This window comes from Citrobacter sp. wls826 (assembly GCF_005281245.1).
Lineage (GTDB): Bacteria > Pseudomonadota > Gammaproteobacteria > Enterobacterales > Enterobacteriaceae > Citrobacter > Citrobacter braakii.
This window is the reverse complement of record NZ_SZWS01000027.1, coordinates 98769-112934: the sequence shown is the minus strand read 5'-3', so window position 1 is coordinate 112934 and position 14166 is coordinate 98769. Positions and strand designations below refer to the sequence as shown.

At 52.8% G+C, this 14166-nt stretch carries 9 protein-coding genes and 1 pseudogene; 7 read left to right on the top strand and 3 right to left on the bottom strand.

Annotation, left to right across the window (positions count from 1 at the left end; genetic code table 11):
* A partial coding sequence (gene yegD, locus FDW87_RS21970) for a molecular chaperone (protein ID WP_252363043.1) occupies window positions 1-593 on the bottom strand: 593 nt, incomplete at its 3' end.
* A 136-nt stretch (window positions 594-729) separates the two neighbouring features.
* Here yegD and alkA point away from each other — a divergent pair.
* Window positions 730-1599: a DNA-3-methyladenine glycosylase 2 gene (gene alkA, locus FDW87_RS06430; RefSeq protein ID WP_137379549.1), complete on the top strand. Its 870-nt coding sequence runs from the start codon at window positions 730-732 to the stop codon at window positions 1597-1599.
* On the opposite strand, the gene FDW87_RS06425 is transcribed toward alkA, so the two are convergent.
* A complete protein-coding gene (locus tag FDW87_RS06425; RefSeq protein ID WP_075848513.1) occupies window positions 1567-4896 on the bottom strand; it encodes a diguanylate cyclase in 3330 nt (1109 codons plus the stop codon). The two genes, alkA and FDW87_RS06425, sit on opposite strands and share 33 nt — an antisense overlap.
* Before the next feature lie 315 nt (window positions 4897-5211).
* Between FDW87_RS06425 and udk the strand changes: the two genes are divergently transcribed.
* From udk to asmA, 3 genes are all read left to right on the top strand, one after another.
* Window positions 5212-5853: a uridine kinase gene (udk, locus tag FDW87_RS06420; RefSeq protein ID WP_003036776.1), complete on the top strand. Its 642-nt coding sequence runs from the start codon at window positions 5212-5214 to the stop codon at window positions 5851-5853.
* 91 nt (window positions 5854-5944) lie between these two features.
* A complete protein-coding gene (gene dcd / locus FDW87_RS06415; RefSeq protein ID WP_016153598.1) occupies window positions 5945-6526 on the top strand; it encodes a dCTP deaminase in 582 nt (193 codons plus the stop codon).
* A gap of 25 nt (window positions 6527-6551) precedes the next feature.
* Window positions 6552-8402, top strand: coding sequence for an outer membrane assembly protein AsmA (gene asmA / locus FDW87_RS06410; RefSeq protein WP_075848347.1), 1851 nt, complete (start codon window positions 6552-6554; stop codon window positions 8400-8402).
* A 44-nt stretch (window positions 8403-8446) separates the two neighbouring features.
* Here asmA and FDW87_RS06405 read toward each other — a convergent pair whose 3' ends face one another.
* Window positions 8447-10030, bottom strand: coding sequence for a TerC family protein (locus tag FDW87_RS06405; protein ID WP_019077138.1), 1584 nt, complete (start codon window positions 10028-10030; stop codon window positions 8447-8449).
* A 654-nt stretch (window positions 10031-10684) separates the two neighbouring features.
* On the opposite strand from FDW87_RS06405, the gene FDW87_RS06400 reads away from it, so the two are divergent.
* The 3 genes and pseudogenes from FDW87_RS06400 to wzc all read left to right on the top strand — a co-directional run.
* Window positions 10685-11824 carry a polysaccharide export protein gene (locus FDW87_RS06400; RefSeq protein WP_047499630.1) on the top strand — a complete coding sequence of 380 codons (1140 nt, stop codon included), beginning with the start codon at window positions 10685-10687 and terminating at the stop codon, window positions 11822-11824.
* Window positions 11825-11829: 5 nt separating this feature from the next.
* Window positions 11830-12279, top strand: a complete 450-nt coding sequence (wzb, locus tag FDW87_RS06395) for a low molecular weight protein-tyrosine-phosphatase Wzb (protein WP_016156925.1) — start codon at window positions 11830-11832, stop codon at window positions 12277-12279.
* Window positions 12276-14160, top strand: a pseudogene (wzc, locus tag FDW87_RS06390) (tyrosine-protein kinase Wzc); the annotation flags it as partial. The gene wzb and the pseudogene wzc, both read left to right, overlap by 4 nt.
* Window positions 14161-14166: the final 6 nt, after the last annotated feature.

Below are 14166 nucleotides of genomic sequence, written 5' to 3'. Positions count from 1 at the left end.
CCAGCCGCTACCGGCTCGTACTGGAAGACGACATCCTGAAAACCGGCGCGTTTAGCCGCACGTTCAAGAATACCCTGCGCCTGGGCGTTGGCGTCATCGCCCCCTAACCCCTGGAAGTTGATGGGACGACCAATAACGGCCTGGGTGATGGCTTCCGGCAACTGATTTTGTGCCTGGTTGCGTATGTGCAGCATCATCGCGCAGACCAGATCTTCAAACAGCGCAACCTGCTGCGGCTTCAGACCGCTGGCACCCAAAAATGATTTTGGCGATTTAACGAAGTACACCTCTTCCGGGTCTTCAATATATTGACCCAGCGATGCCAGACCGAACTGCACGCTGTTGGCGTTAACGTCGATGTCTTCTTCGCGGTTATAGCGCATCGCGCGGCGAAGCAGCGCCTGCGTTTCGTCGTCCGTGGTTGGGATGTCGTGATGGCGATACAGCCACTCGCTGACCGCTTCGCGCGTTGGCGCGCACAGCATTGAAGGCAGAAGCGTGCTGTTATTTTCCATTTTGAGCAGGTGAGGCTGCCCGTCACGCATAACGGCCACTGAACAGTTTACCGTACCGTAGTCAAAACCAATAAACACCGTAAAAATCCCCATGCCAGTGAAGAAGGGGCGTGACTTTAACGAAATGTTGACGCTCCGACAACTGGAATATGAAAGCAAGGCGCATCGATTGAATACCGTTTATGCTGTAGGTTTGCATAAAAAGGAAAACTGAATGTTCACGCTGAGCTGGCAACCGCCTTATGACTGGCCCTGGATGCTGGGATTTCTTGCCGCCCGTGCGGTTAACGGTGTCGAAACGGTGGAGGAACTGAGTTATACCAGAAGCCTGTCCGTAGGGGAGCATCGGGGTCTGGTGCGCGTCTTACCGGATTTGCACGCCAATGTGCTACACGTGACGTTAAGTTCGGGATTACAACCCGCCGCCCCCGAGTGCCTGGCGAAAATAACCCGCTTGTTTGATCTTACCTGTTGCCCGCAGCAAATAGTCAGCGCGCTGGGAAGCCTTGGTGCGGCGCGTCCGGGACTGCGCCTGCCGGGATGTGTCGATGCTTTTGAGCAAGGGGTACGGGCGATTTTAGGGCAGTTAGTCAGCGTGGCTATGGCGGCAAAACTGACAGCGAAAGTCGCCCATGCTTATGGCGACACGCTGGAGGATGCGCCAGGGTATGTTTGTTTTCCCACGCCTGAAGCGCTTGCTGACGCCGAACCGTTGCACCTGAAAGCGTTAGGGATGCCGCTCAAACGCGCTGAAGCGTTGATTCACCTGGCGCGTGCAACGCTTGAAGGAACGCTTGCGACAGAAGCGCCTGACGATATTGAGCAAGGCGTTAAGCAACTACAAACGTTTCCCGGAATAGGGCGCTGGACCGCCAACTATTTTGCGCTGCGTGGTTGGCAGGCGAAGGATGTTTTTCTGCCGGATGATTATCTGATTAAACAGCGTTTTCCCGGCATGACGCCAGCCCAGATCCGGCGGTATGCAGAGCGTTGGAAACCCTGGCGCTCCTATGCACTCTTGCATATCTGGTACACGGATGGCTGGCAACCGTCAGTTGATGGCGAAATTACTGGTATTCAGTAGCAGATCCAACGGTTGGGCGTTGGCAATAATGTCGCCATAAATCATGTCAATACCGATGCCAGAAAGCGCATCCATGATAAGCGGCAACTGCACCGGACCGGCGATGCTTTTAATGTCCAGACGCTGGGCATGGCCCTGGATAATGGACACCCACATCTCGTCAATCAGGTCTCCGTGAGCGCTGGCGCTTAGCTCGCTGTCGAGCAACAGGTAATCGACAATGTGGTATTTCAGATTGTCAAAAAGCTCTAAATCACGACCGACCTGACTTAACACAATTCGACAACCGAACTGACGTAGCCGATGCAGGGCGGATATCGCCTGCGTTGGATTCGTTTTGATGACGCTGGCCGGAACGGTCAGGTGCAGCAGCCGCGGCGGTAACGGGCTATGTTGCAATTGTTCCAGCAGCTCATCAACAAGTTCTGAATTGAGCAGCCCGGCGGCGGAAAGGGGGAGCGCAACACTGAGGCCCTTGCTGGCGACTGCCGGGGCAGCATTCTGGAAGAATTCGCTGAATACCCGACGGTCGAGCGCTTGATTCAATGTGGGATCGACCAGCCCGGTACGGAATGTCTGCTCTTCAATCACTTCGCCTTCAGCGGTCCCTAAGCGTAGCGATATAAGCCAGAAGCTAAACGTCTCAGGTATACGTGGAGAAGCCACGCCTCTGGCGATCATCAGCATCGGGCTGTGCATAATGGTATGCTTTTGTTCGTCCAATGACAGTTGGCTACGCGCGGCATGCGCCTGGCTTTGCTGGGGTTCATAGACGCAGACACGCCCACGTCCGCTGTTTTTCGCCGCGTAGCAGGCGATATCCGCCTGAGACATGACGTCAGTCGCAACATGGTTTTTGTCATCAATCAGCGTAATTCCCGCACTGGCGCCAATGCGGTGCAAGCGGCCATCCCACATGAAGTGGTAATCGTTAATAGCACTGATGATGCGACCTGAGATGAAGCGGGCGCTTTCGATATTACAATCCGGCAGCAACAGACCAAACTCGTCGCCGCCAAGGCGCGCCAGCATATCGCTGGACCGCAGCATGCTTAGCATCAGTGAAGAGAGTTCGCGCAGCAGGGCATCGCCTGCAGCATGACCTGCGCTATCGTTCACCGCTTTAAAACGATCAAGATCGATAAAAACCAGCACATGACTCTGGTGCGCGTCGTGCACCGTATGCAGCAACTGTTTGAGATGGTTTTCAAAGCTGACCCGATTGGCCAACTGCGTCAGGTCGTCATGCGAAGCGCTGTAGCTAAGCTGGCGCAGCATCTTACGTGACTCGGTGACATCCTGAATGACCAGCACCGAGCCAATGCTGCCGCCATCAAGGGTGCTGAGGGGCGTGATGCTGTACTGAATGTCATAACTGTTGCCGTTGCGACAATGCAGGACGACTTCTTGTTCCATTGCCTTACGCGACATGTCGGCACTGTAGATATTTTCCATCAGCGGACCGTTATCGCCGAAAGTAATACGCAGTACCGTCAGGAGCGGAATGCCAATTGCGTTTTCCTGCTGCCAGCCGCTCATTTTCTCAGCGACCGGATTCATAAAGGTCACATTCATGTCGACATCAATACAAATCACCGCCTCGCCGATGGAGTCCAGTGTAATATGCAAACGCTCTTTTTCTTGAAATAGCGCTTCGTTGAGCTGCTTCACCTCGGTCATATCCATATTGATGCCAAGTAAGCGTTCAACTTCACCGTCTTTATTCAGTACCCGGTTGGCCAACGAGCGGATATGCCGTATGCCACCTTTTACTGCGATACGAAACTCAAGCTTAAACGGGGCTCGTGCGGCCAGCGAATCGCGAATCACATTTTCGGCGTGTTCGCGATCTTCAGGCACAACGCATTCATACCAGACTTGCCAGCTGGGCTTGATATGTGCCGGGACTTCGTAGAGATCGAACATACGCTTATCCCAACTGATCACATCAGGCTGCAGTTCCCATTCCCAAATGCCGATCCCCCCGGCTTCATTAGCGAGCGTAATGCGCTCCATCAGCCGTTTGTTCATCCACTCGGTGTGCTTCAGATCGTTAATATCCTCAATCTGCGCAATAAAGTAGAGTGGGGTGGTGTCGCTATGGCGCACCAGCGAAACGGCCAGCAAAGCCCATACCACCTCGCCCGCGCGCGTGTAATAGCGCTTCTCCATGGAATAGCTGTTAATTTCCCCGCGTGCCAGCATGTTCAACTGTTCGAGGTCATTGTTCAAATCTTCCGGCCAGGTTAATTGCTGGAAGGTGAGCGAACGTAGCTCCTCCTGGCTATAGCCCAGAAACTGGCACAAGGCTTTATTGGCCTGTAGCCATTGCCCCTCAGTCCCGACCAGCGCCATGCCAATTGCGGAATATTCCATAGCATTGCGAAAGCGCGCTTCGCTTTCTGAGATGTGCTTGCGTTCTGCCCGAAACGCGTACATCACCATGGTCATCATATTGGCTGGCAACAGGATCATCAAAAACGGCAGCCACGGTATGCTGGTCATCATGTTCTGTTTGGGGGTGTAGAGCAGCGAAGGGTCAGCGGCCAACATCAGCGAAACCATCATCACGGTGCTGAGGAAAATTAAAAACGCCTCCATACGCGGCAGACGGACAGCGCTCCACATCAACAGGACAATAACGCAGGTAAACGGCCATGGAATGAACATCATCGACAGCCAACTGAACGTTAACGTCACCAGAAGCGTAATCAGAGTTTCAAGCAGTAATCGCGGATTGCGGTGGCGCAGCAGATAATGTGGCTTAAACAGTAAACCTAATGGTACCAGCGCCAGCGCGCCGATGGATTCTGACAGCACCCAAATGAGGAAGGTATTTAACGACGTTTCTTGCGGTAATAATAACCAGAGTAATACGCCGCCCAGCAGCGGAGGGACCACTGCGCTGCCGAATGCCAGGCGCGCCCAGTCGTTGAGATTTTGTAAAGGATTGTACCAGGGCAGCAGTTTGCGCAATAACATTGCCCCCACGACAGCCTCAATAATGTTGATGGCCGTGTAGGTAAAGCTAAGCGACTCTCCGGGGAAGAAGAGCAAAGAACCCGCGATGTTACCCAATGAGCACGCCAGCGCGATCCCCGGCCACATTTTTCCCGCATGACGGTAAAAAGCCACCATCATGATTGAGGTCGGAAACCACAGCGGCGCCAGCTGCGCCCCGAAACGAGACAGTTCCAGCGAGAACAGCGTAAAGATGAAAGCCACCAGACCTAAACTGGCCAGGCGCAGTAGAGGATGAGGTAAGGTAACTAAAACATGTTGGGATTGTTTACTCATTACCACTCTACCCAAATAGCCGTTGTCGCCCAGTAGAGATGCCGGACGCATCACATTTAATCTGGGTTTATGCTAGTACAAATAATTTACAATTTATACGCCAGCTGCTCATAAATTAACACTCTCAAGCTATTAATTACTAAGGCTGGCGAATAAATGTAGCGCATGCTTTAAATATGACCGTTTTAATTTGCGACAGGGAAGGCATTGGTGCAGCCTGGGCTGGCGTCGCGCCGCTGAAATCCCTATAATTGCCGCGTTTGGCGTTTCGGCGCCGCCCTTCCTAACATCCAGGTTAATCAGGTCGCTAAATTTATGACTGATCAGTCCCATCAGTGCGTCATTATCGGCATTGCCGGCGCATCGGCTTCCGGCAAGAGTCTTATTGCCAGTACTCTTTATCGCGAATTGCGTGAACAAGTCGGTGACGAACATATTGGCGTTATTCCCGAAGACAGCTATTACAAAGATCAAAGCCATCTATCGATGGAAGAGCGTGTAAAAACCAACTACGACCATCCGAACGCGATGGATCACAGCCTGCTGTTCCAACATCTGCAAACGCTGAAACGCGGTAGTGCCATTGAGCTGCCGGTGTACAGCTACGTTGAGCACACGCGCACGCAAGACACTATTCATATCGAACCCAAGAAAGTCATCATCCTGGAAGGCATTTTGCTGCTGACGGATGCGCGTTTGCGTGATGAGATGAACTTCTCTATTTTTGTTGATACCCCGCTGGATATTTGCCTGATGCGCCGTATCAAGCGCGATGTGAACGAACGTGGTCGTTCAATGGATTCAGTGATGGCGCAATACCAGAAAACCGTCCGTCCAATGTTCCTGCAATTTATTGAGCCTTCAAAACAATACGCCGACATCATTGTGCCGCGCGGGGGTAAAAACCGCATCGCCATCGATATTCTGAAGGCTAAAATCAGTCAGTTCTTTGAATAAGTTCAGCGAATTGTGTACCGTTCAGTGATAACCTGGTTCACCCTTAATGCACCTGGCATTAAGGGGTTGAAGCACGAAAGGAGAAAGTGCCATGCGTTTATGTGACCGAGATATTGAAGCCTGGTTGGATCAAGGTCGTCTGTCGATCAATCCACGCCCTCCTGTCGAGCGAATCAACGGCGCCACGGTAGATGTGCGCCTTGGCAACAAATTCCGTACGTTCCGCGGGCATACGGCGGCGTATATCGATCTGAGCGGACCGAAAGATGAAGTCAGCGCCGCGCTGGATCGCGTGATGAGTGATGAAATCGTCCTCAAAGACGGCGAGGCATTTTTCCTGCATCCGGGCGAACTGGCGCTGGCAGTGACGTTCGAATCCGTGACGCTGCCTTCCGATCTTGTGGGTTGGTTAGATGGCCGTTCTTCGCTGGCGCGTCTGGGACTGATGGTACACGTCACCGCACACCGTATCGATCCGGGCTGGTCTGGCTGCATCGTACTGGAGTTTTACAACTCCGGAAAACTACCGCTGGCCCTGCGTCCTGGCATGCCGATTGGCGCATTAAGCTTCGAACCGCTTTCCGGTCCGGCGGCGCGACCTTACAACCGTCGTCAGGATGCAAAGTATCGCGATCAGCAGGGCGCCGTTGCCAGCCGGATCGATAAAGACTGAGTATTTTCAGTCCATTGGGGATAGCATGAGACGATTTCTGACGACGCTGATGATCCTACTGGTCGTGCTGGTGGCCGGTTTTTCTGCGTTAGTACTGTTGGTTAATCCGAATGATTTCCGCGCATATATGGTCAAGCAGGTTGCTGCGCGTAGCGGATATCAGCTGCAGTTGGATGGCCCGCTGCGTTGGCACGTATGGCCTCAGCTGAGCATCCTCTCGGGGCGCATGGTGTTAACGGCTGAAGGCGCCAGCGAACCCCTGATTCGTGCCGACAATATGCGTCTTGACGTCGCGTTGTGGCCGCTGTTGAGTCACCAGCTCAGCGTGAAGCAGGTGATGCTCAAAGGCGCGGTGATTCAACTGACCCCGCAAACTGAAGCGGTGCGCGGCGAAGATGCGCCCGTTGCCCCAAAAGACAATACGTTGCCCGACCAGGCTGAAGACAGAGGATGGTCGTTTGATATTGCCCGCTTGCGTGTTGCCGATAGCGTTCTGGTATTCCAGCATGAAGACGATGAACAGGTCACGGTTCGCGATATTCGTCTGGACATGGAACAGGATAACCAGCACCGCGGCACGTTTGATTTCTCCGGGCGCGTTAACCGCGATCAGCGTGACCTCGCGTTATCCTTCAACGGCAGCGTTGATGCCTCCGACTACCCGCATAACTTATCCGCGAATATTGAGCAGGTAAGCTGGCAATTGCAGGGGGCCGATCTACCGGCGCAGGGGATCAAAGGCCAGGGACAGTTTCAGGCGCAGTGGCTGGAAGAGAAAAAACAGCTCGCGTTTAGCCAGATTCATTTGACCGCTAACGACAGCTCTCTCGCCGGGCAAGTTCATGTGACATTGTTGGATAAACCAGAATGGGCCGTCGACCTGAAGTTTGGTCAGCTCAATCTGGACAATCTGCTCGTACAGCGTGAGGCTGTGACGACGAACGGTGAGGTTCAGCAAGGTCAGAGTCAGTCAACGCTGGCGCGCCCCGTCATTGCTTCCCAGGTTGATGCCGTTTCGTATCAGGGACTGAAGGGATTTTCGGCAGACATCGCGTTGCAAGCTGACAAAGTGCTGTGGCGGAAAATGGCGTTTGACAATGTTTCGGCAAAAATTGACAACCAGTTCGGCTTATTGAACGTTACGCAGTTGCAGGGGAAAAGTGACGGCGGGCTGGTGTCGCTTCCTGGTATGCTGGATGCCAGAAAAGGACAGCCGCGAGCGGTCTTCCATCCGCGCCTGGAAGGCGTAGAAATTGGTACTATCCTGAAAGCCTTCGACTACCCCATCGCCCTCACTGGTAAGCTGTCACTGGCAGGGGATTTCTCTGGCTCAGATATTGATGCCCAGGCGTTTCGTCATAGCTGGCAAGGGCAGGCCCATGTCGAAATGAGCGATACGCGAATGGAAGGAATGAACTTCCAGCAGATGATACAACAGGCCGTCGAACGTAGCGGTGGGGATGTTAAAGCTCAGCAAAACCTGGATAACGTGACCCGGTTGGATCATTTTGTAACCGATATGACGCTGGATAACGGCGAGGTTACGCTGGATAACATGGCGGGTGAGTCGGCGATGCTGGCGCTGACCGGCAAGGGAACGCTGGATCTGGTGAAGCTGAACTGCGACACGCTGTTTAACATTCGCGTGCTGGGCGGCTGGGATGGCGAAAGTAAGCTGATTAACTTCCTGAAGGCTACCCCGGTTCCTCTCAGAGTCTACGGTCAGTGGCAGGCGCTAAACTACAGTCTGCAGGTCGATCAGATTTTGCGTAAGCATTTGCAGGATGAAGCGAAACGTCGCCTTAACGACTGGGCCGATCGCAATAAAGACTCCCGCAACGGTAAAGATGTTAAAAAGTTGCTGGATAAACTCTGATTCATATTGCCGGATGGCGGTTGATGCCGCCTCCGGCTCGTGATTTACACCTCGTAATCCATCTCTTCTTCACTGTGCAGCGGTATCAGTTGGACTTTTTGCACGCGATGATTTTCCACCTGCAGGGTTTTTAGTCGATAGTCGCCGACCTGAACTTCCTCCCCGGTTTTCGGGATGCGCTGCAAATACTCCATTAACAGTCCGGCAATGGTGTGATATTCACGCTTATCATCTAACGGGATAGGCACATACTGCACCAGATCTTCCAGCGGCATGTGTCCGTTAGCGGTCCATGAACCATCCGCGTTTTTCTGAATGTCATGGCGGGCGTCAATCTCCTCTACCTCATTTGGCAGGTTACCGGCGATGGTTTCCATCACGTCACTGAGCGTTACAATCCCTTCAACTGACCCAAATTCATCGGCCACAAAAGCGAAGTGCGTCCGGGCGTTACGGAACTGCTCAAGCGCCGGAAGCAGCGGCAGAGTTTCCGGGAACACCAACGGTTGGCGAATCAAGACGCGTAAGTCGAGCGGCTCGCCGCGAAGAGATTGCTGCAGCAGGTCGATGACATGCACCACGCCCAGCAGGTCTTCCTGCTCATCTTCGCCGGTGACCACCAGACGCGTATGCTGGTTTTTTTCCAGCAAAGCGCGGATTTCTGTTTCCGGCGCATTGAGGTCGATGTGTTCAATATCATGGCGCGAGGTCATGATACTGCTGACAGTACGCTGATTAAGGTTCAGCACACGTTCAATCATCCGCCGTTCCTGAGGGGCAAAAATTTGGCCTTCATGATGGTCTGCCAGCATGGCCGCGGTTTCGGCATCCAGTTCGGCGTCTTCTTTTTGCCCGCTCAGCAGTCGCATTACCGCCTCGGCGGTGCGCTGGCGCAGGGTATGGTTGGCTGACAGGAAGCGACGGCGGTTAAAGATAGCTAACTGGTTCAATGCTTCTATCATGACCGAGAAGCCGATGGCGGCGTACAGGTAACCTTTCGGAATATGGAAACCAAAGCCATCGGCGACCAGACTGAAACCAATCATCAGCAAGAAGCTCAGGCACAGAATGACGATAGTTGGATGGCTGTTGACAAAGCGCGTCAGCGACTTGCTGGCAAGCACCATCAGGCTGATGGCAATAATCACCGCAGCCATCATTACCGCCAGGTGATCGACCATCCCTACGGCGGTAATGACGGAATCCAGGGAGAAGATAGCGTCCAGCACGACTATTTGCGCGACGACGCCCCAGAACTTAGCGCCTTTACGCTGGGTCGGGTTCTCGCTGTCTTTGCCTTCCAGCCGTTCGTTTAGCTCCATGGTGGCTTTAAACAGCAGGAAGAAACCGCCGAACAGCATGATCAGATCGCGCGCGCTGAAGCTCAGGCCGCGAATGCTGAACAGCGGCGTGGTCAGCGTTACCAGCCATGATATTGATGCCAACAGCAGCAGGCGCATGACCATCGCCAGCAGTAGCCCGGTAATACGCGCCTTATCCCGCTGGGCAGGAGGCAGTTTCTCCGCGAGGATGGCAATAAAAACAAGATTATCAATGCCAAGAACAAGTTCGATCACGATTAGCGTGACGAGTCCGGCCCAGATTGACGGATCGGCAATCCATTCCATAGTAAATGCTATACCCATAGTTGTATGACAATTGTCACAATTCGATCATGGGTAAAACTGGCGAAAAATGCAATGGCGAGGAGGGATTTCTCTGTAGCCTATTACAACCAGGTACGGGATATTAGCCTTAATGTAACTACAGGAAATAATATTATTAATTCAAAGCTCTTTAAGAAATATCGCAGGTGGGATATTTCTATATTAATGTTGTCAATATCAATAAAATCCTAAAAATATACAAATTCAACGCTTAATATTAATCTTAAAAGCAAGTTGTCGGTAACTTGTTACCTTGCCTGATATTCGCTTAGCTGCAACAATTCCTCCGGTAATAATCAAAAGATAAATATTTCCTTATCAACCAGCGGCGCTATTCCTGATGCGTTCCCGTTGTGAATGTGATGAAAATAAAGAGGAAGATAAAAATTTAAATTAATCAGTGCATTGGTAGCTAATGAAGCCAGGGGCGGTAGCGTGTCTGGTCGCCTGAGACGAGCCTAAATTATTCTGTCAAGAGACCGCAGATGAATTCATTTTTTTTAGGACAGATGCCAGTTAAATTCCTTTTCAATTAACGGCAAGGTAAATGCGTACAGGCGAAGTCGCTATTTAGATCGCACGTGATAATTACTCTGCCAAAGTGATAAATAATCAATGATGAAATCCAAACTTAAATTGATGCCTGTATTGGTATCGGTAATCTTGATAAACGGTTGTACCGTGCTTCCGGGCAGCAATATGTCTACGATGGGCAAAGATGTGATTAAACAGCAGGACGCTGATTTTGATATCGATCGCATGGTGAATGTTTATCCACTCACCCCACGACTGGTCGAACAATTACGTCCCCGACCAAATGTTGCGCAGCCTAATATGTCTCTCGACCAGGAGATTTCCGGGTATCAGTACCGGGTCGGCCCGGGCGATGTCCTGAATGTTACCGTCTGGGATCATCCTGAACTCACCACGCCGGCCGGGCAGTATCGTAGCTCAAGTGATGCCGGCAACTGGGTGCAGCCTGATGGCACCATGTTTTACCCCTACATCGGCAAAGTTAGCGTGTCAGGGAAAACGTTGGCCGAAATTCGTAGTGATATTACCGGGCGCTTAGCGAAGTACATTGCTGACCCGCAGGTGGACGTTAATATCGCCGCTTTCCGTTCGCAGAAGGCCTATGTCTCCGGGCAGGTGAACAAATCCGGCCAGCAGGCCATCACCAACGTGCCGCTTACCATTCTCGATGCCATTAACGCCGCAGGCGGTCTCACCGAGGCGGCAGACTGGCGCAACGTTGTACTGACTCATAAAGGGCAGGAGCAACGCATTTCACTGCAAGCGCTAATGCAAAATGGCGACCTGAGCCAGAACCGTCTGCTCTATCCTGGCGACATCCTGTTTGTTCCGCGTAATGACGATTTGAAAGTCTTCGTGATGGGGGAAGTGAAAAAACAGAGCACCCTCAAAATGGACTTCAGCGGCATGACGCTCACCGAAGCGCTAGGCAACGCGGAAGGTATCGACCTGACCACCTCCAACGCCAGCGGCATTTTCGTTATTCGTCCATTGAAAGGCGAGGGCGGGAACAACGGCAAGATTGCCAATATCTATCAGCTTGATATGTCCGATGCGACATCGCTGGTGATGGCGACGTCATTCCGACTCCAGCCATACGATGTGGTGTACGTCACTACCGCGCCGGTTGCTCGCTGGAACCGTTTGATCAATCAGTTGCTGCCGACTATTAGCGGTGTTCGCTATATGACGGACACGGCTAGCGACCTTCACAACTGGTAATCGTCATGTTTAACAAAATCTTAGTTGTCTGTGTGGGGAACATTTGCCGCTCTCCGACGGCAGAGCGCTTGTTAAGGCAATTTCACCCGGCGCTGACGGTCTCTTCTGCCGGTCTCGGGGCGTTGGTAGGCAAAGGCGCGGACCCGTGCGCCATCAGCGTGGCGCAGGCGCACAACCTGTCACTGGAGAATCATTGTGCCCGGCAGATCTCGGGACGAATGTGCCGGGAGTATGACCTGATCCTGACCATGGAAAAACGCCATATCTCTGCCCTGTGTGAAATGGTGCCGGAGATGCGCGGCAAAGTGATGTTGTTTGGTCACTGGGACAGCGAGCGCGAAATTCCCGATCCGTATCGTAAAAGCCGTGATGCGTTTGACGCGGTGTACGCATTACTTGAACGGTCTGCACGCCAATGGGCTCAGGCACTGAACGCAGAGCAGGGAAAACAATGACAGAAAAAGTAAAACAGTCTGCTGCGCCGGTAACGGGCAATGATGAAATCGATATTGGTCGTCTGGTGGCAACGGTGGTGGAAGCCCGCTGGTGGGTGCTTGGTATTACTGCGGCATTTGCATTATGCGCAGCGGTCTACACGCTATTTGCCACTCCGATCTACAGTGCGGACGCGCTGGTGCAAATTGAGCAAAATACCGGAAATTCACTGGTGCAGGATATTGGCTCGGCGTTGTCGAACAAACCTCCGGCCTCTGAAGCGGAAATTCAGCTCATCCAGTCACGGCTGGTATTGGGGAAAACGGTAGACGATCTCAACCTGGATATCGCGGTTACCAAAGATACGTTCCCCATTTTTGGCGCGGGTTGGGATCGGTTGATGGGTCGCCAGAACGAAACGGTTAACGTGACGACTTTCACGCTGCCAAAGGCAATGAATGAACAGACCTTCACGCTAAGCGTGCTGAATGACAAAAGTTATCAGCTGGTGAGTGACGGGGGTTTTAGCGCCCAGGGGCAGGTTGGGCAGGTGCTGAAACATGACGGCGTGACGATGCTGGTCGAGGCGATCCATGCCAGCCCTGAGAGCCAATTTACCGTCAGCAAATTCTCCACGCTGGGCATGATCAACACCTTGCAAAATAATCTGATGGTGACGGAAACCGGCAAAGACACTGGCGTACTGAGCCTGACCTTTACCGGCGAAGACCGTGAGCAAATCCGCCAGATCCTTGACAGTATTACCCGCAACTATCTGCAACAAAACGTGGAGCGTAAATCTGAAGAGGCCGCCAAAAGTCTGGCGTTTCTGGCAAAGCAGTTGCCCGAGGTGCGTAACCGGCTGGACGTTGCCGAAAACAAGCTGAATGCCTTTCGTCAGGACAAAGACTCCGTGGATTTGCCGCTGGAAGCCAAAGCGGTGCTGGATTCCATGGTGAATATTGATGCGCAGCTTAATGAGCTGACCTTCAAAGAAGCGGAGATTTCCAAGCTGTTCACCAAAGCGCACCCTGCGTACCGCACCTTGCTGGAAAAACGCCAGGCGCTGGAAGATGAGAAAAGCAAGCTGAACGGGCGCGTAACGGCGATGCCGAAAACGCAGCAGGAAATTGTCCGCCTGACGCGTGACGTGGAGTCCGGCCAGCAGGTCTATATGCAGTTGCTGAACAAGCAGCAGGAGCTGAAGATTACCGAGGCCAGTACGGTCGGAGATGTACGCATCGTCGATCCCGCGATTGCCCAGCCAGGCGTGCTGAAGCCGAAAACGACGCTGATTATTCTCGGTAGCATCATTCTTGGTTTGATGCTTTCAGTGGTTGGCGTACTGCTGCGTTCCCTGTTTAATCGCGGCATTGAAAGCCCACAGGCGCTGGAAGAGCATGGTATCAGCGTGTATGCCAGCATTCCGCTATCAGAATGGCAAAAAGCACGCGATAACGTGCAGACCATTAAAGGCGTGAAACGCTACAAGCAAAGCCAGTTGCTGGCAGTGGGGAATCCGACGGATCTTGCGATAGAAGCGGTCCGCAGCCTGCGTACCAGCCTGCACTTTGCCATGATGCAGGCGCGCAACAACGTCTTGATGCTGACCGGCGTCAGCCCGTCAATTGGTAAAACGTTTGTCTGCGCCAACCTGGCGGCGGTCGTTAGTCAGACCAACAAACGCGTGCTGTTGATCGACTGCGACATGCGCAAAGGCTATACCCACGAGCTGCTGGGGACCAATAACGTTAACGGTCTGTCTGAGATCCTCATCGGCAAGGGGGATATCTCATCCAGCGCGAAACCGACATCGATTCCACATTTTGATCTGATCCCTCGCGGACAAATTCCCCCCAACCCCTCCGAGCTGCTGATGAGTGAACGCTTTGGCGAACTGATTGCAT